Origin of the sequence: Rhizobium sp. IY2 (genome assembly GCF_047532935.1) — a bacterium.
Classification (GTDB): domain Bacteria; phylum Pseudomonadota; class Alphaproteobacteria; order Rhizobiales; family Rhizobiaceae; genus Rhizobium; species Rhizobium anhuiense.
This window is the reverse complement of the sequence record NZ_JBLKNU010000008.1, coordinates 44,360-68,430: the sequence shown is the minus strand read 5'-3', so window position 1 is coordinate 68,430 and position 24,071 is coordinate 44,360. Positions and strand designations below refer to the sequence as shown.

Annotated in this window: 23 protein-coding genes and 1 other RNA gene; 14 read left to right on the top strand and 10 right to left on the bottom strand. The window is 62.6% G+C overall.

Translation table 11 applies throughout. From position 1 onward, the window contains the following. Window positions 1-32: 32 nt before the first annotated feature. The 4 genes from ACMUVN_RS22610 to ACMUVN_RS22595 all read right to left on the bottom strand — a co-directional run bounded on the left by ACMUVN_RS22610 (window position 33) and on the right by ACMUVN_RS22595 (window position 2,430). Window positions 33-293: a hypothetical protein gene (locus ACMUVN_RS22610; protein ID WP_028755669.1), complete on the bottom strand. Its 261-nt coding sequence runs from the start codon at window positions 291-293 to the stop codon at window positions 33-35. A gap of 70 nt (window positions 294-363) precedes the next feature. Next, window positions 364-1,059, bottom strand: a complete 696-nt coding sequence (locus tag ACMUVN_RS22605) for a helix-turn-helix transcriptional regulator (RefSeq protein WP_028755668.1) — start codon at window positions 1,057-1,059, stop codon at window positions 364-366. A gap of 4 nt (window positions 1,060-1,063) precedes the next feature. Then, on the bottom strand, window positions 1,064-2,023 hold the full coding sequence (gene nudC / locus ACMUVN_RS22600) for an NAD(+) diphosphatase (protein WP_028755667.1): 960 nt from the start codon (window positions 2,021-2,023) through the stop codon (window positions 1,064-1,066). Beyond that, window positions 2,020-2,430: an HIT domain-containing protein gene (locus ACMUVN_RS22595; RefSeq protein ID WP_047617373.1), complete on the bottom strand. Its 411-nt coding sequence runs from the start codon at window positions 2,428-2,430 to the stop codon at window positions 2,020-2,022. The genes nudC and ACMUVN_RS22595 overlap by 4 nt, the downstream gene beginning before the upstream one ends. Window positions 2,431-2,519: 89 nt before the next feature. Between ACMUVN_RS22595 and ffs the strand changes: the two genes are divergently transcribed. The 3 genes from ffs (at window position 2,520) to ACMUVN_RS22580 (ending at window position 4,876) form a co-directional block, all read left to right on the top strand. Further along, an RNA gene (ffs, locus tag ACMUVN_RS22590) (signal recognition particle sRNA small type) lies at window positions 2,520-2,616 on the top strand. Window positions 2,617-2,661: 45 nt separating this feature from the next. Then, window positions 2,662-4,530, top strand: a complete 1,869-nt coding sequence (locus tag ACMUVN_RS22585) for a DNA polymerase III subunit gamma/tau (RefSeq protein ID WP_097544480.1) — start codon at window positions 2,662-2,664, stop codon at window positions 4,528-4,530. A gap of 22 nt (window positions 4,531-4,552) precedes the next feature. Continuing rightward, window positions 4,553-4,876: a YbaB/EbfC family nucleoid-associated protein gene (locus tag ACMUVN_RS22580; RefSeq protein WP_063473528.1), complete on the top strand. Its 324-nt coding sequence runs from the start codon at window positions 4,553-4,555 to the stop codon at window positions 4,874-4,876. A 34-nt stretch (window positions 4,877-4,910) separates the two neighbouring features. On the opposite strand, the gene ACMUVN_RS22575 is transcribed toward ACMUVN_RS22580, so the two are convergent. Next, window positions 4,911-5,540, bottom strand: a complete 630-nt coding sequence (locus tag ACMUVN_RS22575; protein ID WP_174824510.1) for an MOSC domain-containing protein — start codon at window positions 5,538-5,540, stop codon at window positions 4,911-4,913. Window positions 5,541-5,597: 57 nt separating this feature from the next. Here ACMUVN_RS22575 and recR point away from each other — a divergent pair, with 57 nt between their 5' ends. Both recR and ACMUVN_RS22565 read left to right on the top strand, forming a co-directional pair. Beyond that, window positions 5,598-6,203 (top strand): recombination mediator RecR, encoded by a 606-nt coding sequence (gene recR, locus ACMUVN_RS22570; protein ID WP_047617368.1) that lies wholly within the window; start codon window positions 5,598-5,600, stop codon window positions 6,201-6,203. 11 nt (window positions 6,204-6,214) lie between these two features. After that, the gene (locus ACMUVN_RS22565) at window positions 6,215-7,468 is read left to right on the top strand and encodes a lytic murein transglycosylase (protein WP_088930315.1); all 1,254 of its coding nucleotides are present in this window, start codon (window positions 6,215-6,217) and stop codon (window positions 7,466-7,468) included. A 6-nt stretch (window positions 7,469-7,474) separates the two neighbouring features. On the opposite strand, the gene ACMUVN_RS22560 is transcribed toward ACMUVN_RS22565, so the two are convergent. Both ACMUVN_RS22560 and ACMUVN_RS22555 read right to left on the bottom strand, forming a co-directional pair. After that, the gene (locus tag ACMUVN_RS22560) at window positions 7,475-7,930 is read right to left on the bottom strand and encodes a GNAT family N-acetyltransferase (protein WP_047617364.1); all 456 of its coding nucleotides are present in this window, start codon (window positions 7,928-7,930) and stop codon (window positions 7,475-7,477) included. 8 nt (window positions 7,931-7,938) lie between these two features. Further along, the gene (locus ACMUVN_RS22555; RefSeq protein ID WP_176707318.1) at window positions 7,939-9,618 is read right to left on the bottom strand and encodes an MFS transporter; all 1,680 of its coding nucleotides are present in this window, start codon (window positions 9,616-9,618) and stop codon (window positions 7,939-7,941) included. A gap of 197 nt (window positions 9,619-9,815) precedes the next feature. On the opposite strand from ACMUVN_RS22555, the gene rimP reads away from it, so the two are divergent. From rimP to ACMUVN_RS22510, 9 genes are all read left to right on the top strand, one after another. Continuing rightward, the gene (rimP, locus tag ACMUVN_RS22550) at window positions 9,816-10,421 is read left to right on the top strand and encodes a ribosome maturation factor RimP (RefSeq protein ID WP_047617361.1); all 606 of its coding nucleotides are present in this window, start codon (window positions 9,816-9,818) and stop codon (window positions 10,419-10,421) included. Window positions 10,422-10,480: 59 nt separating this feature from the next. Then, window positions 10,481-12,082, top strand: coding sequence for a transcription termination factor NusA (gene nusA / locus ACMUVN_RS22545; RefSeq protein ID WP_047617359.1), 1,602 nt, complete (start codon window positions 10,481-10,483; stop codon window positions 12,080-12,082). Further along, window positions 12,079-12,774 carry an RNA-binding protein gene (locus ACMUVN_RS22540; protein ID WP_127431377.1) on the top strand — a complete coding sequence of 232 codons (696 nt, stop codon included), beginning with the start codon at window positions 12,079-12,081 and terminating at the stop codon, window positions 12,772-12,774. The genes nusA and ACMUVN_RS22540 overlap by 4 nt, the downstream gene beginning before the upstream one ends. Before the next feature lie 101 nt (window positions 12,775-12,875). Further along, window positions 12,876-15,626 (top strand): translation initiation factor IF-2, encoded by a 2,751-nt coding sequence (gene infB, locus ACMUVN_RS22535; RefSeq protein WP_097544483.1) that lies wholly within the window; start codon window positions 12,876-12,878, stop codon window positions 15,624-15,626. Between the two features lie 153 nt (window positions 15,627-15,779). Next, entirely contained in the window at window positions 15,780-16,184 is a 405-nt protein-coding gene (rbfA, locus tag ACMUVN_RS22530) for a 30S ribosome-binding factor RbfA (protein ID WP_168333930.1), read from the top strand. Between the two features lie 13 nt (window positions 16,185-16,197). After that, a complete protein-coding gene (gene truB / locus ACMUVN_RS22525) occupies window positions 16,198-17,130 on the top strand; it encodes a tRNA pseudouridine(55) synthase TruB (RefSeq protein ID WP_168333931.1) in 933 nt (310 codons plus the stop codon). Window positions 17,131-17,398: 268 nt separating this feature from the next. Beyond that, window positions 17,399-17,668, top strand: a complete 270-nt coding sequence (gene rpsO / locus ACMUVN_RS22520) for a 30S ribosomal protein S15 (RefSeq protein WP_047617353.1) — start codon at window positions 17,399-17,401, stop codon at window positions 17,666-17,668. 373 nt (window positions 17,669-18,041) lie between these two features. Then, window positions 18,042-20,180 (top strand): polyribonucleotide nucleotidyltransferase, encoded by a 2,139-nt coding sequence (gene pnp, locus ACMUVN_RS22515; RefSeq protein WP_127431376.1) that lies wholly within the window; start codon window positions 18,042-18,044, stop codon window positions 20,178-20,180. A 76-nt stretch (window positions 20,181-20,256) separates the two neighbouring features. Then, a complete protein-coding gene (locus ACMUVN_RS22510; RefSeq protein ID WP_063473414.1) occupies window positions 20,257-21,273 on the top strand; it encodes a class I SAM-dependent methyltransferase in 1,017 nt (338 codons plus the stop codon). Between the two features lie 98 nt (window positions 21,274-21,371). Here the strand turns inward: ACMUVN_RS22510 and fabI are convergent, their stop codons facing one another. Genes fabI through fabA form a run of 3 tightly spaced genes read right to left on the bottom strand, consistent with a single transcriptional unit; the run spans window position 21,372 to window position 23,976 of the window. Beyond that, entirely contained in the window at window positions 21,372-22,178 is an 807-nt protein-coding gene (gene fabI, locus ACMUVN_RS22505; RefSeq protein ID WP_168333932.1) for an enoyl-ACP reductase FabI, read from the bottom strand. A 4-nt stretch (window positions 22,179-22,182) separates the two neighbouring features. After that, on the bottom strand, window positions 22,183-23,415 hold the full coding sequence (fabB, locus tag ACMUVN_RS22500) for a beta-ketoacyl-ACP synthase I (RefSeq protein ID WP_047617350.1): 1,233 nt from the start codon (window positions 23,413-23,415) through the stop codon (window positions 22,183-22,185). Between the two features lie 45 nt (window positions 23,416-23,460). Continuing rightward, window positions 23,461-23,976, bottom strand: a complete 516-nt coding sequence (gene fabA, locus ACMUVN_RS22495; RefSeq protein WP_414815462.1) for a 3-hydroxyacyl-[acyl-carrier-protein] dehydratase FabA — start codon at window positions 23,974-23,976, stop codon at window positions 23,461-23,463. Between the last annotated feature and the right edge of the window lie 95 nt (window positions 23,977-24,071).

The following is a 24,071-nucleotide window of genomic DNA, read 5'->3' as shown; positions in this document are numbered from 1 at the left end:
CGTCGGGCAGATTGTTGGAAGGGATAGGCGACCTAAAGCGGGAAACGGTCCTCGCAGTGCGGGCCGCGTCCGTCGATGAAGCCGAGGTCGCGCTTTAGGTAATCCGGCGTTGCTTCAAGGTCGAGGCTGGTGCGGTTCCCCTTGGGAAACCGGAAAATATTGATGACCAGATGCAGCAGGCCGGAGCGCGCCGACTGGCGGACATCGGCAAAAGTTTCGGCCGAAATGACATCGGCAAAGGTGTCGCCCGTAAAGCGGTCGTTGGTCAAATGAATGGCTGGAGGCGTTACCATGATCAGTACTCCTTCCTGGTGGAATGGTACTCATAATAACCCTGCCTACTGACAGTTTCTGGCAGCAGCGTTAGTTCTCGACCGGAACGTCCTGCGTCTCACGCCACTCCTTGAGCAGTACCGTGCGGCGGCGCGGATAACGCACCTCATGCAACGCCATGTCGATAATGCGGTCGGTGCGGAAATGGCGGAAATCCTGGCGCAGTTCGCACCAGGCCATGAGGACACGCACATGCTCGAAATAACCGAGCGCAAAAGGCCAGACGCGACGGCGCGAGATTCGGCCCTGCTCGTCGCCATAATGCAGTTCGAGGATGCGCTCCAGACGGATCGCCTTGCGGATGGCCGAAACATCGGCCTTGTCCTCGTCCCGGCGTTTGGGGCCGACGAAAAGGGCTGCCGAATCGATCATCTCCCGCATATCGGCCGGCAGCACGGCGGCAATCTTGGCCAGCGCGTCGGCGCCGGCGCCGGCAAGGCGCGGCTCGGCGGCGCGAGCCACCCAGCGCGAGCCAAGCACCAATGCCTCCAGCTCTTCTTCTGAAAACATCATCGGCGGCAGCATGAACCCCGGCTTCAGCACATAACCGATGCCGGCTTCGCCTTCGATCATCGCGCCCTGCGCCTGCAGGCTGGCAATATCGCGATACAGCGTGCGCAGGCTGACGCCGGTCTCCTCAGCCAGCACCGTGCCGGTCACCGGCCGGCGGTAACGCCGGAGCGTCTGCAGCAGCGTCAGCAGCCGTTCCGAGCGGGCGACCGGCATGACGCTAGCGCTTCCACTCCACCCAGTCGCGCATCAGGCGGTGGGCGATCGCCCCTTTCGGCGGCGAGGCCTTGCCTGTCGCGCTCGGGCGTTCCAGCATCTCGATCGTTTCCTCGCGGGTGAACCAGCGGCAATCCTCGAGTTCCGTCTCGTCGCGGTTGATTTCGGTGGATTTCGCCTCGGCGTAACAGCCGATCATCAGGGAATGCGGCATCGGCCAGGGCTGCGAGGCGTGGTAGCGGATGCGGCCGGTGCGGATGCCGGATTCTTCCAGCGTTTCGCGACGCACGGCATTCTCGATGGTCTCGCCGGGTTCGACGAAGCCGGCAAGGCAGGAATACATGCCGGGCGCGAAATGCGGGCTGCGGCCGAGCAGGCAGAGGTCGCGTTTCTCGTCGATCGTCAGCATGATGACGACGGGATCGGTGCGGGGAAAGATCATGTGTTGGCAGGCGGCGCAGACACGCTTGTAGCCGCCGATGTGGATCTCCATCGCCGAGCCGCAGCGGCCGCAGAAGCGGTTGTCGCCATTCCAGCGGATGAGGCTGGCGGCCTGGGCGAATTCGCCGAGCAACACCTCGTCGATCAGCATTTCGCGAAACAGCGTGCGACCATCGGCGGGCTTGTATTGGCTGGTGAGGTCGTCGACGCCGATGCCGACGGGAACGGCAAGGCGCGGCTCGCCTGATTTACGATAACCGAGAAGCACCGTCTCATCCCAATCCGGCTGCAATTCCTGGAGCTCATAGCGGGCAAAGAGCGGATCAAGCACCTGGCCGTCATGCTTCAGCACCAGCTTATCCCCGGCGAAGGCGAAGATATGGGTGCCGTCCTTGGCCAGCGCCTTTTCGACGGACTGTTCGTCGCGATGCTCGGAATCGCGATTGAGGTCATTGGCGGCAAAGGCCGTGAGATTGCTGGGTTCCGGATGCGGCACATCCGAATCGAAAAGCGAATGACTCATGATGAAAGGGCTTCCCGCAGCTTCACTGTGAATTCATCTCTCTTTCCGTCTTCGTAGGGTTCCGCGCGCCCGAAGCCCCAGACGGGACCCGGCCAGTTGGCATCGCCTACGAAGCGGGCAATGACATGAACATGAAGCTGGCGGACGATATTGCCAAGAGCCCCGACATTGATTTTTGTCGCGCCGGTGATCTCCTTCAGGGCTTTGGAGACCAGTTCCGTCTCGAAGGCGAGCAGCACCTGGTCGAGCGGCGTCAGTTCGAAGATTTCGGTGATATCGGCCCGGCGCGGCACAAGAATGAGCCAGGGCCAGCGGGCATCCCTCGACAATCTCAGATCGCAGAGACCGGTAACCATGATGCTGACGCTATCGTTTTCCAGCCGGGGGTCGAGCACGAAACCGTTCAAAGGGCATTCTCCTCATGTTTTCCAACGACTAGCAGTTTTTTTGCATGTTGGCTTGCTTTTGATGACGATATTGCCGATATGTGCATCCGGGAGGTTGGTGGTGGACGAGCCACTCGCCAACCGGGTCAGGTCCGGAAGGAAGCAGCCCTAACGAGCCCGGCACGGGTCATCGTGCCAGCCTCCCACCTTCTCTCCACGAAGTGCCCGACGATCCGGGCGACAAGCAGGGCGATGAGCGACACCGAGCGACAATCAAAAGATGCCGCCTCGACGGGCACCGGGTACCGGGTGCTGGCTCGCAAATACCGCCCCAAGGATTTCACGGACCTGATGGTCGGCCAGGAGCCGATGGTCCGCACCCTCACCAATGCCTTCGAAACCGGCCGCATCGCCCAGGCTTACATGCTGACCGGCGTGCGCGGCGTCGGCAAGACGACGACGGCGCGCATCCTGGCGCGGGCGCTGAACTACAAGACAGCCGACATCGACAAGCCGACGATCGATCTGCGCGTGCCCGGCGAACACTGCCAGGCAATCATGGAAGGCCGGCATGTCGACGTGATCGAGATGGATGCCGCCTCCCATACCGGTATCGACGATATAAGAGAGATAATCGAGCAGGTGCGCTACCGACCGGTTTCGGCGCGCTACAAGGTCTATATCATCGACGAAGTGCACATGCTGTCGACGCAGGCCTTCAACGGCCTGTTGAAGACGCTCGAAGAGCCGCCGGAGCATGTGAAATTCATCTTCGCCACCACCGAGATCCGCAAGGTGCCGATCACCGTGCTGTCGCGCTGCCAGCGCTTCGACCTGCGCCGCATCAGCGCCTCCGATCTTGTCGGGCTGTTTTCAACTATCGCCGCCAAGGAAGGCATCGAGGCGGAAGCGGACGCGCTGGCGATGATTGCGCGTGCTGCCGAAGGCTCAGCGCGCGACGGCCTGTCGCTGCTTGACCAGGCGATCGCCCATGGCGCCGGCGCCGTGCAGGCGGAAGCCGTGCGCGGCATGCTCGGACTTGCCGACCGTGCCCGGATCGTCGATCTCTTCCAGCACGTCATCAAAGGCGACGTGGCCGCCGCACTCGGCGAGTTCCAGAGCCAGTACGAGGCCGGCGCCAATCCGGTGGTGGTGCTGACCGACCTTGCCGATTTCACCCATCTGGTGACGCGGCTGAAATATGTGCCGGATGCGGCAAACGACCCGTCGCTCAGCGAGATCGAACGCACCAAGGCGGCGGAATTCGCCAAGGGTGTTGCGGTGACGACGCTGTCGCGCATCTGGCAGATGCTGCTGAAGGGCATTCCGGAAACGGAAGGCTCGTCGCGGACGGCAGGAGCAGCCGAGATGGTGCTGATCCGACTTGCACATGCCGCACACCTGCCAGCGCCCGAGGATGCGGCGCGGCGGCTTGCCGAATTTTCCGGCGACAATGCCGGTCCGCGGCCCTCCCCTTCGCCTTCCGGCAACGGCGGCGGCAGCGGAACGCGGGTCCCCTATCAGAGCAGTGTCGCGGCGCGCGCACCCGAGCCGACACCACGGCCACTACCCTCAGGGCCGACGGCGATGCTGCGCGCCGTGCCCAATCCCGAACCGCAGAATATCGGCCGTACCGAGGCAAAGCCTGCAGAGGCTCCGAAGCCGCTCGTGCGTGTCAATTCGATCGGCGACATCGTCGACCTCGCGGGCGAGAAGCGCGATGTCAAATTGAAAGCACTGGTGCGCAACTTCGTGCGGCCGGTGCGGCTCGAGCCGGGCCGGCTGGACGTGAACCTCACCGAGGGCGCCCCGAACACGCTGCTTAACGAACTCGCCGTCAAGCTCAAGGAATGGACCGGAATCCACTGGATCGTCAGCACCAGCCGCGAAGAGGGCGGGCCGACGATGGTGGAGGCGGAAGCCAAGGCACAGGAACAGCGCGTCAGCGATGCGCGTCAAGATCCCGATGTCGCGGCGATCCTGGCGCATTTTCCGGGCGCCAAGATCATCGACGTGCGCGTGCGGGCGCCCGAACCGGACGAGGAAGGCGAGGCGACGCCGCCGGCTGCCGCCGAATCCGAGGAAGGTGACATCCTGCCCGGCGACGACATAGAATTCTAAAAGTTCAACAAGGAGCGAGACGATGCGCGACATCATGGGCATGATGGGCAAAGTCAAGGAAATGCAGGCCAAGATGGAGCAGATGCAGGCGGAGATCGCCGAGCTCACGGCCGAAGGCAAGGCGGGCGGCGGCCTCGTCGCCGTCGTCATGTCAGGCAAGGGCGAGCTGAAGAGCCTGAAGATCGACCCGTCGCTGTTCAAGGAAGACGATGTCGAGATCCTTGAGGACCTGATCGTCGCCGCTCACAAGGACGCCAAGGACAAGGCCGAGGCGCTCGCCGCCGAAAAGACCAAGGCTCTGACCGCCGGCCTTCCGATCCCGCCGGGCTTCAAGCTGCCGTTCTGAGACGGGCGCACCTATTCAAGGCCCAAAGTCCGATCTAGCGCGCTTCGTCGCTCTCGGATTCCAACATAGCCCGCAGTTTGTAGTGAATTGGGGCGGCGAGATATCGCGCCCGATCTGCCGCCCGAAGCCGTCGACCGAAAGTCTCCATCAGCTCCGGCATGGTGATCTTGGCTCCGTGAAAGGGCGTGCATTCCACCGACATTCCGGCCTTGGCCACGCCGCTCCGGATGACACGGCAATAGATGCCGGGACGGGCGGCGGCGGTATAACGTTTGACGAATTTCGGATCGGCCATCCTGGCGGCAAACGTGGCGCAGGGGATGCGGCACGCGGTGACTTCGAGGACGAGAGCGCCGATCACGAAGCGGTCACCGACGGCGACATCGCGATTGTCGAGATCCGAGATCACCATGTTTTCGCCGAAAGTGCCGGGCTCGTATGGCCGACCGAGCTCGCTGCTCCACCAGTCGAGCGTCAGCGATCCCTCGACATAAACAGCCTGATCGACACCGCCATGGTGTTTGCGGTTGCAGATGGCATCGCCGACCAGACCTTCGGCATCGATCATCACCGCACCGTTGACGGCATGTTTGAAGATGCCGGTCTTGTAGCTCTTGCCCGGCAGTCTTTCCGGATTGCCGGTGCACAGCGCCAGGATTTTCATGGGATGGCCAATCCTTCCGCGATTCCGTTTCCGTTCCATATCAGTTAAGAACGGCGCATGGCAAAACGAGTCACCGGCCCCGAAATCGAAAAACTCATCCAGCTTCTGGCGAAGGTGCCGGGCCTCGGGCCGCGCTCGGCGCGCCGGGCGGCACTGCATCTGATCAAGAAGAAGGACCAGTTGCTCGGCCCGCTGTCGAATGCGATGGGCGAGGCCTATGACAAGGTGAAGATTTGCTCGCGCTGCGGCAACGTCGATACGGTCGATCCCTGCACCGTCTGCACCGACACGCAGCGCGATCAATCCGTCATCATCGTCGTCGAGGACGTATCGGATCTCTGGGCACTGGAGCGCGCGGGCGCGATGAACGCCGCCTATCACGTCCTCGGCGGCACGCTGTCACCGCTCGACGGGGTCGGGCCCGACGATCTCAACATTCGCGGGCTGATCGACCGGGTCGGCGAAGGCGGTATCCGCGAGCTGATCATCGCCGTCAACGCCACCGTCGAGGGGCAGACGACGGCGCATTATATCACCGACCAGTTGCAGGGGCTGGACGTGAAGATCACCCGGCTGGCGCATGGTGTGCCTGTTGGCGGCGAGCTCGACTACCTCGACGAGGGAACGCTCGCGGCGGCCCTTCGGGCGCGGACAGTGATATGAGGGGTTTGCCTATGCCGAAAGATGTTCCACGGCGGCTATTCGCACTCGCCCTAGCGACCGCCCTCCTCCCCCTCTCCGCCCTCGCAGCCCCTTCGAAAGCCGATGTCGAAGCGCAGTTCGAGACATGGGTACGGAAAGACCTCTGGCCGGAAGCGAAGGCGGGCGGGATTTCCGAGAAGACCTTCCAGGCTGCCTTTTCCGGCATCACGCTGAACTGGAACCTGCCCGATCTTGCCCCGCCCGGCTTCCCGCCGCCGAAGGAGCAGAAGCAGACGCAGGCCGAATTTTCCTCGCCCGGTCCCTATTTCAACGAGGACCGGCTGAAGAAGCTTGCCGCAACGGGGCGCGGCTTTGCGGCGCAATACGGTTCAACGCTGAAACGCATCGAGAAGACCTATGGCGTGCCCGGCTCGATCGTGCTGGCCATCTGGGGCCGGGAGACAGGCTTCGGTGCGGCGAAGATCCCGAACTCGGCAATCGAGGTGTTGGCGACCAAGGCCTTCATGTCGACGCGCAAGGAGATGTTCCGTACCGAGCTGGTGGCCGCACTCCATATTCTCGATGGCGGTGATGTCGCACCGGCCGATTTCAAGGGGTCGTGGGCGGGCGCACTCGGCCAGCCGCAATTCATGCCGACCAGCTATCTGAAATATGCCGTGGATTTCGATGGCGACGGCCATCGCAACATCTGGACCTCGGTGCCCGATACGCTCGCCTCGATCGCCAATTTCCTGGTCAAGAAGGGCTGGCAGCGCGACCGCGACTGGGGCTTCGAGGTGTCGATCCCGGAGGCGGTTTCCTGCGCGCAGGAGGGGCCCGATCTGGCAAAGCCGCTGTCGCACTGGGCCTCGCTCGGCATCGACCGCATCTCCGGCAAGGGGTTTCCCTCCAGCGAGATGAAGGCTGAAGGCATGATGCTGGTGCCGGCCGGCCGCGACGGGCCGGAATTCATCGTCACGCCGAATTTCTACATCATCAAGGAATATAATAATTCCGATCTCTACGCGCTCTATATCGGCAATCTCGCCGATCGGATCGCCTATAATGGCGGCGCCTTTGAGGGCAGATGGGGCGATGTCGGCAAGATGTTGCGCTCGGATGTCGCCGCCATGCAGAAGGCGCTGGAACGGCAGGGCTATGATGTCGGCGGTTCCGATGGTCTGCCAGGCTACAAGACGCGGCGTTCGATCGGCCAGTGGCAGGCCAAGAACGGCATGAAGCCGACATGTTTTCCCGAAGCGACGATGAAGGGCAAGCTGAAGTAACCGGCTTCAGAGACTGCGCTTCAGCCCTTCATGGCTGGCCACAAAACCGAGCTTCTCGTAGAAGCGGATTGAATCCGCCCGCGTCTTGTCCGATGTCAGCTGCACGAGGCCGCAGCCACGCTCGACGCATTGGGCGATCGCCCATGCGATGAATTCAGAGCCGAGGCCCGAGCCGCGAAGGTCGCTGGCAACACGCACGCTTTCGATCTGACCGCGCCACATGCCTGTTCTCGAAAGGCCGGGAAGAAAGCTCAGCTGCAGGCAGCCGACGACACGATCGGCCGCGTCGGTTGCGACGGCCAGCAGCTGATTGGCGTCCGCCTCGATCGCCGCGAAGGCCGAGAGATACCGTGCGTCCACGGGATCGGTAACGATCTCCCTGGCGCCGCCGAGATCGTCATCGGCCAGAAGCCGGACGATGGCGGCAAGATCGGATTGGCGGGCGAGCCTGAACCTGTACATGGCCGTTCTCAATGATGCAGATCGATCGGCGCCTTGTGGAAGACGTCGTTATCAGGCGGAATAGCCTGGCGTTCGATCATGCGGTGAACATGCGGCAAACCTTCGCCGCGGTGAAGCGCGCGAAGCCTGTCGATGTTTTCGGCATCGGCCTGCGTGCGCCGCTGGTTGTGTCTTATATATTCGACCCAGGTCGACGTATGGTAGGTCTCCGTCCAGAGCCCGGGATTTTCGAGATCGCGCATCAGCGCCCAATTGCGGGCGCCGTCGCGGATGCGGATGCGGCGGCGCTCACCCATCAGCGTCATGAATTCGGCAAGGTCGGTATCGGCGATCTCGTAGTCGACAAGGATGACGATCGGGCCACTGCGCGGCGTGATGTCGAGGCTCAGGGCCGGCTCGATGAAGCGGTTCAGCGGATCGAGGTTGAGCGAAGCGAAGGCCGGCATGGAAAAACGCAGGCCGATCGCGATGCCGAGCAGCATGACGACCGATGACATCAGCAGCGCATCGGCAACGCCATAACGATCGGCGGCAACGCCCCACAGCCAGCTGCCGCCGGCAATGCCGCCGAAGGTGACGGTCTGGTAGAGCGACAGCGCCCGGCCGACCACCCAGCGCGGCGTCGAAAGCTGGACGATGGTGTTGAACAGCGAAAGTGCGGAGACCCAGCAGGCGCCGGAGACGAGCAGCCCGGCGGAGGTGAGGACGGCACTCGGGCTCACGGCGGCGATGACGGCGCTCAGCGCGAAGCCGGCAAAGGCCATGCGGATGATCGTCTCGCTGGAAAGCACCTGGCGAAGCCTCGCATTCATCACCGCGCCGCCGATCGCGCCGATGCCGAAGGCGCCGAGCATGAAACCATAGGTCAGCGGCCCGCCGGCAACGAGATCGAGGGCAACGACCGGCAGCAGCGCCAGGATCGAGCTGGCGCCGATGCCGAAGAGCAGGCCCCTGACGAGGACCTTTTCGAGATTGGGCGACATCGAGATATAGCGCAGGCCGGAAAAGATGGCGCTGCCGAGCGCCTCCCGCGGCAGGGTCGAGACCGGCGTGGCCGGCCGCCAGCGCAGCAGGGCATAGATCAAGGCGAAGTAACTCACCGTGTTCACCGCAAAGGCCGCGGCCGCGCCGGCAGCGGCGACGATGACGCCGCCGATCGCCGGGCCGACGCTGCGGGTGATGTTGAAGCCCATGCTGTTCAGGGTGACGGCGCCCGGCAGATCGGCGCGCGGCACCATGTCGCCGACCGAGGCCTGCCAGGAGGGATTGTTGAGCGCCGTGCCGCAGCCGATCAGGAAGGTGAAGAAGAGCAGCAACCAGGGTGTGATCCAGCCGAGAAGGGCCGAGGCCGTCAGCAGCGCCGAAACCGTGAGCATCATGCATTGCGCCGTCAGCATGACCCGGCGACGGTCATAATTATCGGCCAGCGCGCCCGATATCAGCGAAAACAGCATGATCGGCAGCGCCGTCGAGGTCTGCACCAGCGCGACCATGTCCTCCGAGGCGGTAATGGTCGTCATCATCCAGGCAGCGCCCACCGCCTGGATCAGGCCGCCGAAATTCGAGGAAAGGCTCGCGAACCAGATGGTGCGGTAGGTATCGTGCCGCAAAGGCGCCAATGTCGAGGAAGTGTAGGCCACGATTTCTCCCGCTTTTGTTATTGCGCCCCAGCGGCAATATATGCGCAAGACCGGCGCTGGCCATAGGCCTGTTCACGCGCGGCAAGCGAATTGGCGGAATCGGTCGCGGACCTTGCAATTTCGGAAAAACCCGACTATATGCCTCTCAAATTCTTGATCGCTTGATGAAGAGTGGGCCGCAAGGACCCGCTCTTTTTTATTAGCGCGATCGCCCGAACAGCTTGAAATTGCGAGGAGCGCACCGCTTGTCGGACATGACAAACGCAGACAACGAACTTGAGCCGCGGCTGATTACCGAAACCGGGCTCGACCAGCGTCTTGCCGATATCATCGAACCCGTCCTCGTCGGCCTGGGCTTCCGGCTTATCCGCGTCCGCATGCTGAACCAGAACGGCGCGACGATGCAGGTCATGGCCGAACGCAACGACGGCACGATGACGGTTCAGGACTGCGAAGAAATCTCGATGGCGATTTCTCCCGTCCTCGATGTGGAAGATCCGATCGATAAAGAGTATCATCTCGAGGTGTCTTCGCCCGGCATCGATCGTCCGATGGTGCGGAAATCCGATTTCGTCCGCTGGCAGGGCCACCTTGTGAAATGCGAGACGTCGATCTTGATCGACAATCGCAAGCGCTTCCGCGGCAAGATCGTCGAAGCAGGCGCAGATGGTTTCACGCTCGAGCGTGACCAGGTCGCCTATGGGGAAGAGCAGAAGGTCACCATTCCCTTTACGGCGCTCAGCGATGCGAAGCTCATTCTGACCGACGACCTGATCCGCGATGCGTTGCGCGCCGACAAGCTGGCAAAAGCACAGGCCGCCAACCAGAACGAAGCGGACGACCAAGAATAACCGATCAACAGACCGCTCCAGGGACGGGAACCCTGGAGTAAAGACGGAGAAACAAGACAATGGCAGTCAGTGCGAACCGGCTCGAACTTCTGCAGATCGCAGATGCAGTGGCGCGCGAAAAGGTCATCGACCGCGAGATCGTGCTGGCCGCAATGGCCGACGCTATCCAGAAGGCGGCACGCTCCCGTTACGGCACCGAGTCCAACATCCGGGCCGACATCAATCCGAAGACCGGCGAAATCCGCCTGCAGCGCCTGCTCGAAGTCGTCGACAAGGCCGAGGATTATTCGACGCAGATCCCGCTGGAGCTGGCCCGCGACCGCAATCCGGACGCCGCACTCGGCGACTTCATCGCCGACCCGCTGCCGCCGATGGATTTCGGCCGCATTGCCGCCCAGTCCGCCAAGCAGGTGATCGTGCAGAAGGTGCGTGAAGCCGAGCGCGACCGCCAGTTCGACGAATTCAAGGATCGCGTCGGCGAAATCGTAAACGGTACCGTCAAGCGCGTCGAATATGGCAACGTCATCGTCGATCTCGGCCGCGGCGAAGGTATCATCCGCCGCGACGAAATGATCCCGCGCGAAAACGTGCGCTATGGCGATCGCGTCCGTGCCTATGTCTATGATGTCCGTCGCGAGCAGCGCGGCCCGCAGATCTTCCTGTCGCGCACGCATCCGCAGTTCATGGTGAAGCTGTTCACCATGGAAGTGCCAGAAATCTACGACGGTATCATCCAGGTGAAGTCGGTCGCCCGCGATCCGGGTTCGCGCGCCAAGATCGCGGTGATCTCGAACGACAGCTCGATCGATCCGGTCGGCGCCTGCGTCGGTATGCGCGGTTCGCGCGTCCAGGCCGTCGTCGGCGAGCTCCAGGGCGAGAAGATCGATATCATTCCGTGGAGCCAGGACCCGGCGACCTTCGTCGTCAACGCCCTGCAGCCGGCCGAAGTCGCCAAGGTCGTTCTCGACGAGGATGCCGAGCGCATCGAAGTCGTCGTTCCCGACGAGCAGCTGTCGCTTGCGATCGGCCGCCGCGGCCAGAACGTCCGGCTGGCCTCGCAGCTGACCGGCTGGGACATCGACATCATGACGGAGGCCGAGGAATCGGAACGCCGCCAGAAGGAATTCAACGAGCGCACCAACCTGTTCATGGATTCGCTCGACGTCGACGAGATGGTCGGCCAGGTTCTGGCCTCCGAAGGTTTTGCCGCGGTTGAAGAACTGGCCTATGTCGATCTCGACGAAATCTCCTCGATCGACGGTTTCGACGAGGAGACGGCGCAGGAAATCCAGCAGCGCGCCCGCGAATTCCTCGAGCGTCTCGAAGCCGAGATGGACGAGAAGCGCAAGGCGCTCGGCGTCCAGGACGAGCTGCGTGAAATCGACGGCATGACCGCCCAGATGATGGTGGCGCTCGGCGAAGACGGCATCAAGACGATCGAAGACTTTGCCGGTTGTGCGGCCGACGATCTCGTCGGCTGGACGGAGCGCAAGAACGGCGAAACGAAGAAGTTCGAGGGTCTGTTCTCGAAATTCGACGTCTCGCGCGTCGAGGCGGAACAGATGATCGTCCAGGCCCGCCTCTCGGCCGGCTGGATTACCGAAGAGGACCTGGCGAAGGGGACCGAAGAAGAGGTCACCGAAGCCGAACAAGAAGCATGATGACCGTGCATGAGCCGGACGCTCTCCCTGATGAGGACGACGATCTTGCAGGTTATGACGTGAACGGACGCATGTGCATCGTGACGCGCGAAAGCGGATCGCCGGAAGAGTTGATCCGCTTCGTTGCCGCTCCCGATGGAACTATTGTCGCCGACCTGAAGCGCGAGCTTCCGGGACGCGGATGCTGGGTGAAGATCGACCGGTCGCTGGTCGACCGGGCGGTGGCGAAGAAGCTCTTCGCCCGCGCACTGAAAATGGATGTGAAGGCGGCGGACGATCTCGGCGCGAGCGTCGATCGGCTGCTCGCGGCGCAATTGATGCAGATGATGAACATGGCGCGGAAAGCCGGCCAGTTCGTCAGCGGGTCCGCGAAAGTGGATGCCGCGGTCAGAAGCGGAGCAGCCCTTGCGGTGTTCCACTCGACTGACGCAGCGGACGACGGCGTCCGGAAAATCGACCAGGCCCGCAAGGCCTGGCACCTCGGAATGGAGACCGAGGAGGAGATACCTTCCTTCCGTCTCTTCTCGGAGAGCGAAATGGAAGGCCTGATGGGCCAGAATGCTTTTATCCATGCCGCAGTGCTTGCAGGGCAGGCGGGTGAGGGTGTAGTGAAGCGCGCAAAGATGCTCGAACAGTACCGTATTGGCGGTCAGTCCCGGGCAGCGGGCGGCGCTGGCCGGCAAAAACAATGAGGTGGTCACCGGCATCGGCCGGTCCCATTCTCATTGATCGACAGTATTGAACGACAGGGTCTGATCTAGTCATCGCTCCCTGTCCGAAGGAACGGGAACGAATGACCGATAGTAACGACGACAAGACAATCAGCGTGACGGGCAAAAAGACGCTTACCCTGAAACCATCGGGGATGAGCCAGGGCACCGTTCGCCAGGATATGGGTCGAGGTCGCACCAAAGCGGTCGTCGTCGAGACCCGTAAGCGGCGCCCGATGCGCCCGGAAGACGAAAAGCCGATCACACCTGTCGCTCCCGCGCCCGTCCGCGCAGCCGAACCGGCGCCTGCACCCGTGCAGGCACGCCCGCAGCAGCCGACGCCGGCACCGCGGGTTCAGCAGGGCAACAACAGCCAGACCAATCAGCGTCCGCAGCAGCCCTATCAGCAGCCGCGCTCGAACGATCGTCCGCGTCCGGTGGTGCTGAACCATCTGTCTCCGGAAGAGATGGACGCCCGCCGCCGCGCATTGGCCGAATCCCAGGCGCGCGACGCCCAGGACGCCATTCGCCGCGCCGAGGAAGAAAAGCGCCGTGCGGCCGAAGAGGTTGTCCGCAAGGCGGCCGAAGCGGAAGAAGCAGCCCGCAGGGCCGCCGAAGAAGCTGTCCGACAGGCAGAAGCGCCCGCTGCTGCCGAACCGGCAGCCGCCGCGGCCGCACCGGCTCCTGCTGTGGCCGAAGCTCGCTCCAACGCTCCGCGGCCGGCATCATCGGCGCCTGCTGCGCGCCGGCCCGATGCCGCAACACCCGCTGACGCCCGTCCGGCGCCGGGCGCCGCCGCACCGGCCGGTGTCCGTGGCCGTCGCAACGACACCGAGGATGACGATCGCGGCGCTGCGCGCGGCGGTCCGGCCCGTGGCCGTGTCGTTCGCCCGGAACCGGCAAAGCCGGTCACGACGCGTCCGAAGACGGAAGAAGAGCGCCGCCGCGGCAAGCTGACGATCACCACCGCTGATGCAGATGGCGACGACAATGCTCGTGGCCGTTCGCTTTCGGCGATGCGCCGCCGGCAGGAGAAGTTCCGCCGCAGCCAGATGCAGGAAACCCGCGAGAAGATCTCCCGCGAAGTCGTTCTGCCTGAGACCATCACCATTCAGGAGCTGTCGCAGCGCATGTCCGAACGCGCCGTCGACGTCATCAAGTACCTGATGAAGGAAGGCCAGATGATGAAGCCGGGCGACGTCATCGACGCCGATCTTGCCGAACTCATCGCCGGCGAATTCGGCCATACGGTCAGGCGCGTATCGGAATCCGACGTCGAACTCGGCATCTTCAACGTGTCCGACGAAGATGGCGAACTGGTTTCGCGCCCACCCGTCGTTACCATCATGGGTCACGTCGACCACGGCAAGACCTCGCTGCTCGACGCCATCCGCCATGCCAACGTGGTTGCTGGTGAAGCCGGTGGCATCACGCAGCATATCGGCGCCTATCAGGTGGAGCAGAACGGCCAGAAGATCACCTTCATCGACACCCCCGGCCACGCCGCCTTCACGGCTATGCGTGCCCGCGGCGCCCAGGCGACCGACATCGCGATCCTGGTCGTCGCAGCCGACGACAGCGTAATGCCGCAGACGATCGAATCGATCAACCACGCCAAGGCGGCCGGTGTTCCGATCATCGTTGCGATCAACAAGGTCGACAAGCACGAAGCGGATCCGCAGAAGGTCCGCAACCAGCTGCTGCAGCACGAAGTCTTCGTGGAATCCATGGGCGGTGAAGTGCTCGACGTCGAAGTTTCGGCCAAGACCGGCAAGAACCTCGACAAGCTGCTCGAGGCGATCCTGCTGCAGGCGGAAATTCTCGACCTCAAGGCCAATCCGAACCGGACGGCGGAAGGCACTGTCATCGAAGCCCAGCTCGACCGCGGCCGCGGTGCGGTCGCGACCGTGCTCGTCCAGAAGGGTACGCTGCGTCCCGGCCAGATCATCGTCGCCGGCGACGTCTGGGGCCGCGTGCGCGCGCTCGTCACCGACAAGGGCGACCATGTGAAGGAAGCCGGTCCGGCAATGCCGGTCGAAGTGCTCGGCCTGTCCGGCACGCCGCAGGCGGGCGACAAGTTCGCCGTCGTCGAAAGCGAAAGCCGCGCCCGCGAGATCTCGGAATACCGTCAGCGTCTGGCCCGCGACAAGGCGGCTGCCCGCCAGTCGGGACAGCGCGGTTCGCTGGAACAGATGATGATGCAGCGCCAGAGCGCCGGCATCAAGGAGTTCCCGCTTGTCATCAAGGGTGACGTGCAGGGCTCGATCGAAGCGATTGCCGGCGCGCTGGAGAAGCTCGGCACCGACGAGGTCCGCGCCCGCATCGTCCATTCTGGCGCCGGCGGCATCACCGAGTCGGACATCTCGCTCGCCGAAGCCTCGAACGCGGCCATCATCGGCTTCAACGTTCGTGCAAATACGCAGGCACGCCAGTTCGCCGAACGCGAAGGCATCGAAATCCGCTACTACAACATCATCTACGACCTCGTGGATGACGTGAAGGCAGCGATGTCGGGCCTGCTGTCTCCGGAACGCCGCGAAACCTTCATCGGCAACGCCGAGATCCTCGAGGTGTTCAACATCACCAAGGTCGGCAAGGTCGCAGGCTGCCGTGTCGTCGAAGGCAAGGTCGAACGCGGTGCGGGCGTCCGCCTCATCCGCAACGACGTCGTCGTTCACGAAGGCAAGCTCAAGACCCTCAAGCGCTTCAAGGACGAAGTCTCCGAAGTGCCGATGGGTCAGGAATGCGGCATGGCCTTCGAAAATTACGAAGACATGCGCGCCGGCGACGTCATCGAGTGCTTCCGCGTGGAACACATCACGCGCACGCTCTAAACCGCTGCGCACGATATATCAGCCCGAACGCCATTCGCCAGCCGGCGGATGGCGTTCGGGCATCTGCCGACTTGACCTTTTGGAACAAAAGAGTCATGGACGCTCTCCTTTGACGGGTTCGATTCCCAGCCGCATCGGCAAATAGAGATAACAATGACCAGACCAACTTCCTCCGCGCCTTCGCAGCGCATGCTGCGCGTTGGCGAACAGGTTCGCGCCGCTATCACCCAGGTGCTTCAACGCGGCGAAGTGCGCGACGACGTCATCGAGGCGACCGTGATCTCGATCTCGGAAGTGCGCATGTCGCCGGATCTCAAGATCGCCACCGCCTATGTGACGCCGCTCGGCGTTTCCGACCATAGCGTGGTCATCGGGGCGTTGAACCGTCATGCGAAGTTCATCCGCGGCCGGCTCGGGCCGCAGCTTCGGCAGATGAAATACATGCCGGAGGTGCGCTTCCGCGACGATACCAGCTTCGACAATTACAAGAAGATCGACGAGCTGCTGCGTTCGCCCGAGGTCCAACGCGACCTCGACGGCGATAATGACGAACAATAAACAGAAGAGACGCATGTCCAAACCACGCAAACCCAAGGGCCGGCCGATTTCCGGCTGGCTGATCCTCGACAAGCCGGTGGATTTCGGCTCGACGGAAGCCGTTTCCAAGATCAAGTGGCTCTACAAGGCACAGAAGGCCGGCCATGCCGGAACGCTCGATCCGCTCGCCTCCGGCATGCTGCCGATCGCGCTCGGCGATGCGACGAAGACCGTTCCCTATGTGATGGACGGCCGCAAGATCTACGAATTCACAGTGAGCTGGGGCGAAGAGCGCGCGACGGACGATCTCGAGGGCGAGGTGACCGAAAGCTCGGACAAGCGCCCGACCGAACAGCAGATCCGCGATATCCTGCCTGGATATATCGGCACCATCAACCAGGTGCCGCCGCAGTTTTCCGCTATCAAGATAGCGGGCGAACGCGCCTATGATCTGGCGCGCGAAGGCGAAGCCGTCGAAATCCCGTCGCGCGAGGTCGATATCTTCCGACTGACATTGCTCGCCTGCCCGGATGCCGATCACGCGCATTTCGAAGTGGAATGCGGCAAGGGCACCTATGTCAGAGCGCTCGCGCGCGATTTCGGCCGCGAGCTCGGCTGCTTCGGCCATGTGTCGGGGCTGCGGCGCACCTTCGTCGCGCCCTTTGCGGAAGAGGCCATGGTGCCGCTTGCCGATCTCGTGGCACTGGAGGCGATCGAGGATATGGACGAGCGGCTTGCGGCCCTCGACGCGCTGCTGATCGACACCTGCGAAGCGCTCTCGGCCCTGCCCCATCTCGTCATCAATGACGACCAGGCACACCGGCTGAAGATGGGTAACCCGATCCTGGTGCGTGGCCGCGATGCGCCGGTTGCCGAAAGCGAAGCTTATGCGACGGCCCGCGGCAAGCTGATCGCAATCGGCGAAATCGGCCAGGGCGAGTTTCGCCCGAAGCGCGTCTTCGGCTGATCGGCTATCCCAATGCATGTCGCCCAAAAGTGCGCAGCGGTTTTGGGGATAACGACATGCATAAATCGAAGGCCTAAAGCGCGTCGCATGAATCCGGATTGACGCGACGCGCTTTAGAGAGGCACAGTTTTACGCCTCTTCCCTTTGCTGCCTGAATGGTTTATAGGCAGCGCCAGCATCGGGTACGCCCGATTGCATTCGCGGCCAAAGCTGGACGACATCCCGGCTTTTGGCGACCTTTATCTCCTCTCTTAGAAAGGATCACCCGATGTCGATCACTGCTGAGCGCAAGGCTGCGCTGATCAAGGAATATGCGACCGTTGAAGGCGATACCGGTTCTCCGGAAGTCCAGGTTGCGATCCTGACCGAACGCATCAACAACCTGACCGAACACTTCAAGGACCACAAGAAGGATAACCATTCCCGCCGTGGCCTGTTGACGATGGTTTCGAGCCGCCGCTCGCTTCTTGATTATCTCAAGAAGAAGGATGAAGGCCGCTATTCCAAGCTGATCGCCAGCCTGGGTATCCGCCGCTAAGATTGTCCGGCGGGCGCTTCCGAGCGTCCGCCGGATCTGTTTCGGGACAAGGCTCCCGATGAAATGTTCCAGCCGCGCCCTATCTAAGCGGTGGAACGACCGGCAGACCCGGATGGGCCGGATCTGCCAAACCAACCGTTGACCTGTCATGGGGCAGGATTGCCGGATGCTTTCGGCCAAGGCTCATCAGTGAGTGCTGGCCCGGTTCCCCAGGGAACCTTCGGGTTGCTGGAAATCCTCGGATTTCCCGAGAGCCCGAGGAATGAAAAGCCTCCCGTTGTCTTGCCCGTGATACGTCACATTGATTGCGGTCGACTGTGCGCTGCGCCTTGATATCGGCGATGGCGCGTGCTCCCGCATTGAAGGACAAGACATGTTTGATACACACACCGTGGAAATCGAGTGGGCCGGCCGCCCGCTGAAGCTTGAAACCGGCAAGATTGCCCGTCAGGCCGACGGCGCGGTTCTCGCCACCTACGGCGAAACCGTCGTTCTTGCCACCGTCGTCTCGGCCAAGGCGCCGAAGCCCGGCCAGGACTTCTTTCCGCTCACCGTCAACTACCAGGAAAAGACCTATGCGGCCGGCAAGATCCCCGGCGGCTATTTCAAGCGCGAAGGCCGTCCGAGCGAGAACGAGACCCTCGTTTCCCGCCTGATCGACCGCCCGATCCGCCCGCTCTTCCCGGAAGGCTACAAGAACGACACGCAGGTCGTCGTCACCGTCATCCAGCACGACCTTGAAAACAATCCGGACATCCTGTCGATGGTCGCCACTTCGGCCGCGCTGACGCTGTCCGGCGTTCCCTTCATGGGCCCGGTCGGTGGTGCACGCGTCGGCTACATCAACGGCGAATACGTTCTCAACCCGCATCTCGACGAGATGGACGAATCGAGCCTCGATCTCGTCGTCGCCGGCACCTATGACGCCGTGCTGATGGTGGAATCCGAAGCCAAGGAACTCAACGAAGACGTCATGCTCGGCGCCGTCATGTTCGGCCACAGGGGCTTCCAGCCGGTTCTCGACGCGATCATCAAGCTCGCCGAAGTTGCTGCCAAGGAGCCGCGCGACTTCCAGCCGGAAGATTACTCCGCTCTCGAAACCGAAATGCTCGGCCTTGCCGAAGGTGAACTTCGCGAAGCGTACAAGATCACCCAGAAGGCCGACCGCTACGCCGCCGTCGATGCCGTCAAGGCGAAGGTGAAGGCACACTTCCTCCCCGAGGAAGGCGAAGCCAGGTACACGGCCGAGGAAGTCGGCGCAATCTTCAAGCATCTGCAGGCGAAAATCGTCCGCTGGAACATCCTCGACACCAAGAGCCGCATCGACGGCCGCGACCTCGAAACCGTGCGTCCGATCGTTTCGGAAGTCGGCCTTCTGCCGCGTACGCATGGTTCGGCGCTGTTTACCCGTGGTGAAACGCAGGCGATCGTGGTTGCCACCCTCGGCACCGGCGAAGACGAGCAGTATGTCGACAGCCTGACGGGCATGTACAAGGAGCGCTTCCTGCTCCATTACAACTTCCCTCCCTACTCTGTTGGCGAGACCGGCCGCATGGGCTCCCCGGGTCGCCGCGAAATCGGCCACGGCAAGCTCGCATGGCGCGCGATCCGTCCGATGCTGCCGACGGCTGAGCAGTTCCCCTACACGCTGCGCGTCGTCTCCGAGATCACCGAGTCGAATGGCTCGTCCTCGATGGCGACCGTCTGCGGCACCTCGCTGGCTCTGATGGACGCAGGCGTTCCGCTGGCCAAGCCGGTTGCCGGTATCGCCATGGGTCTGATCCTGGAAGGCGATCGCTTCGCGGTTCTCTCCGACATTCTCGGTGACGAAGACCACCTCGGCGACATGGACTTCAAGGTCGCCGGTACCGCCGACGGCATCACCTCGCTGCAGATGGACATCAAGATCGCCGGCATCACCGAAGAGATCATGAAGGTTGCCCTCGGCCAGGCCCAGGGCGGTCGCGCCCACATTCTCGGCGAAATGGCCAAGGCCATCACCGAAAGCCGCGGCCAGCTCGGCGAATTCGCTCCGCGCATCGAAGTCATGAACATCCCGGTCGACAAGATCCGTGAAGTCATCGGCTCCGGCGGCAAGGTCATTCGCGAAATCGTCGAAAAGACCGGTGCGAAGATCAACATCGAGGACGACGGCACCGTCAAGATCGCCTCCTCCTCCGGCAAGGAAATCGAAGCGGCCCGCAAGTGGATCCACTCGATCGTTGCCGAACCTGAGATCGGCCAGATCTACGAAGGCACTGTTGTCAAGACCGCCGACTTCGGCGCCTTCGTCAACTTCTTCGGTGCCCGTGACGGCCTCGTCCACATCTCGCAGCTTGCTTCCGAACGCGTCGCCAAGACGCAGGACGTTGTCAAGGAAGGCGATAAGGTCTGGGTCAAGCTGCTCGGTTTCGACGAACGCGGCAAGGTTCGCCTGTCGATGAAGGTCGTCGACCAGGCCACCGGCCAGGAAATTGCGAACGACAAGAAGAAGGAAGAAGCGGCCGAATAAGCCGCATCTCCCAGATTTGATTCCGGGCGCGGGAATCTTCCGCGCCCTTTTTGTATCCGAAGTCGAGACGAGATCCATGAGCCGCGAGACGCTGAAGACCCTGTTCCATCCCTTTGCCAGCGGCACTGTCGAGGCGCCCGGCGAGGGCGAGCGCGTGCTCTTCCTCGGCGCCGAGGCAGGCTTTGCGCTGCCGGACGGCTTTGCCGCCTCGCTCAGCGCCGTCCAGGGCTTCCGGCCGCTCTATCGGCAGCTGCTGGCGCAGCGGATCGAAGCGAAGCCGGAGATCGACGGCGACGACTACGATGCGGCTCTGGTGCTCTGCACGAAGCACAAGGGCGAGAACGAAGCCAACCTCGCCGCGGCGATCGCGCGCACAAGGGTCGGCGCCCTGATCGTCGTCGCCGGTGCGAAGGAAGACGGCATCCAGCCGCTGCGCAAGCGGTTGGAAGGTTTCAATCTCGCCGTCGACCATATGCCGAAATATCACGGTGTCGCCTTCTGGTTCGGCCGCCCTGCCGATGCCGGCGAGATCATCTCGAAGCTGGCAAAGGCGCCGGTGCGCGTCGACGGCCGTTTCCATGCGACCGCCGGCATGTTCTCGCATGACCGGATCGATGCCGGATCGGAACTGCTCGCTTCGCGCCTGCCTGAGGATTTCACCGGCGACGTTGCGGATTTCGGCGCCGGATGGGGCTATCTCTCCGTGGAACTGGCGCGGAGATCGCGTGGACTGACCCGCCTCGACCTCTACGAGGCCGATCACGCGGCTCTGGAGGCGGCCAGGGACAATCTGGCGGAGAACTGCCCGAACGCGCCTGCGCGCTTCTTCTGGCACGATCTGGCGGGCGAACCGGTCAAGGACAAATACGATCTCGTCATCATGAACCCGCCCTTCCACGAAGGTCACGCCGCCGAACCTTCGCTCGGCCAGGCCATGATCAAGACCGCCGCATCCGCCCTGCGCGGCGGCGGCCGCCTGATGCTCGTCGCCAATCGCGGCCTGCCTTACGAGCCGGTTCTGGCAGCGAATTTCAGGGAAAGCGGTGAAACCTGCCGCAACGCCCGCTTCAAGGTGCTGTGGGCGAAGAAATAGGGCTCAAGCGGCTTCGATACCGATCATCCCAACCGATACAACAAAAAGGCCGTGCGCATCATCTGCGCACGGCCTTTGAGTTTCAATCGGGTCGTTGTTTATTCGACGTCCGCCTTGCGCAGCGTTTCCAGCGTCGGCATGGAGGTGACGTTAAACCCTGCGTCGACAAAGTGGATCTCGCCGGTGACGCCGGCGGACAGGTCGGAGAGCAGGTAGAGCGCCGAATTACCGACCTGATCGATGGTCACGGTCTTGCGCAGCGGCGCATTGCGCTGGTTCCAGGAGAGGATCGCGCGCGCATCAGAGATGCCGGCGCCGGCAAGCGTGCGGATCGGGCCGGCGGAAATGGCGTTGACGCGGATGCCGCGCGGACCGTAATCGGCGGCGAGATAGCGCACCGAGGCCTCGAGCGCGGCCTTGGCAACACCCATGACGTTGTAGTTCGGGATGACGCGCGTCGAACCATTATAGGTCAGCGTCAGCATCGCACCGCCATCTTCCATCAACGGAGCGCAGCGCTTGGCGATCTCGGTGAACGAGAAACAGGAAATGACCATGGTGCGGCTGAAATTCTCCCGCGTCGTATCGGCGTAGAGACCCTTCAGCTCGTTCTTGTCGGAGAAACCGATGGCGTGGACGATGAAATCGAGCTTGCCCCAGCGCTCACCGAGCGTGTCGACCACGGCATCGACCGAGGCGATGTCCTCGACGTCGCAGGGCAGCACGAAATCCGAATTGACCTCGGCAGCCAGCGGCTTGACGCGCTTGCCGAGCGCATCGCCCTGATAGGTGAAGGCGAGTTCCGCACCCTGTGCGGCGAGAGCTTTTGAAATCCCCCAGGCGATCGAGTGGTTGTTTGCGACGCCCATGATGAGCCCGCGCTTACCCTGCATGATTCCCGACATGTTGTTATCCGTTATAACGCTGGAAGACCAGCGTGGCGTTGGTGCCGCCGAAGCCGAAGGAGTTGGAGAGGGCAATGTCGATCTTCGCGTCGTCGATCCGTTTGCGCACGATCGGCACGCCTTCGAATTCCGGATCGAGCTCGGCGATATGGGCGCTTTCGCCGATGAAGCCTTGCTGCATCATCAGCAGGGAATAGATCGATTCCTGCACGCCGGCAGCACCCAGCGAATGGCCGGTCAATGACTTGGTCGACTGGATATGCGGAATCCTGGAGCCGAATACCTCGCGGATGGCGCCGATTTCCTTGCTGTCGCCGACCGGCGTCGAGGTGCCGTGGGTATTGATGTAGTCGACGTCGCCTTTGACGGTGGCGAGCGCCTGGCGCATGCAGCGGATAGCCCCCTCGCCCGAGGGGGCAACCATGTCGTAGCCGTCCGAAGTTGCTCCGTAGCCGACGATTTCGGCATAGATCTTTGCACCGCGGGCCTTGGCGCGCTCCAGTTCCTCGAGCACCAGCACACCGGCGCCGCCAGCGATGACGAAACCGTCGCGGTTGACGTCATAGGCGCGCGAGGCGCTGTCCGGCGTGTCGTTATATTTGGAGGACATGGCGCCCATGGCGTCGAAGAGGTTGGACATCGTCCAGTCGAGATCTTCGTGGCCGCCGGCGAACATCACGTCCTGCTTGCCCCACTGGATCATTTCGGCGGCATTGCCGATACAATGCGCCGAGGTCGAGCAGGCCGACGAGATCGAATAATTGACGCCGTGGATCTTGAACCAGGTGGCAAGCGTCGCCGATGCGGTCGAGGACATCGCCTTCGGCACGGCGAAGGGGCCGATGCGCTTCGGGCTGTTGTTCTTCACGGTGATCTCGGCAGCCTCAATCAGGGTGCGGGTAGACGGACCGCCGGAACCCATGATGATGCCGGTGCGCTCGTTGTTGCCGATATCCTTGTCCTCGAGACCGGAATCGGCGATCGCCTGCTTCATGGCGACATGGTTCCAGGCGCCGCCCTGCGACAGGAAACGCATGGCGCGGCGGTCGACCAGTTCGGCAAGTTCCGCCGAACCGAGCTTTGGACTGCCCCATACCTGGCATTTGAACCCATGTTCGGCGAAATCGCTCGAAAAGGAGATACCCGACTTTGCCTGCCGCAAGGATTCGGTGACTTCGGCCGCGTCGTTTCCGATCGAGGACACGACACCCAGACCCGTGACAACTACCCGTCTCATCTGATCAAACCTTTGTTGTTTTCGTCCGTCGCTCGAAATGCGGTTTCAGGCCGTCTTGTCTTTCGATAGACCGACGCGAAGGTCGGCCGCCTGATAAATGGTTTCGCCGTCCGCCTTCAGCCAGCCGTCGGCCGTGCCGAGGACCAGACGGCCGCGCATGACGCGCTTGAAGTCGATGCCATATTCGATCAGCTTCGTATGCGGCCGGACCATGCCCTTGAATTTCACTTCACCTGTCGAAAGCGCCATGCCGCGGCCTTCCTCGCCGAGCCAGCCCAGGAAGAAACCGGTCAGCTGCCACATGCCGTCGAGACCAAGGCAGCCCGGCATGATCGGATTGCCTTCGAAATGGCAGGGAAAATACCAGTCGTCGGGGCGCACGTCATATTCGGCCCTGAGGTAGCCCTTGTCGAAGGCTCCGCCGGTTTCGGAAATGTCGGTGATACGATGAACCATCAGCATGGGCGGCATGGGCAGCTGCGCATTGCCGGGGCCGAACAGCTCGCCATGTGCGCAAGCGATGAGTTCGTCGTACGAGAAGCTGGACTGTCTGGTCGTCATAAAGTTTCTTTTTCCCCCCGCGTGAAGCCGATGGATGTGAACGTGTAGTCCAAGTTCTTCAGAAAATGAAGCACGAGCAAGGCAGCTTCATTCAT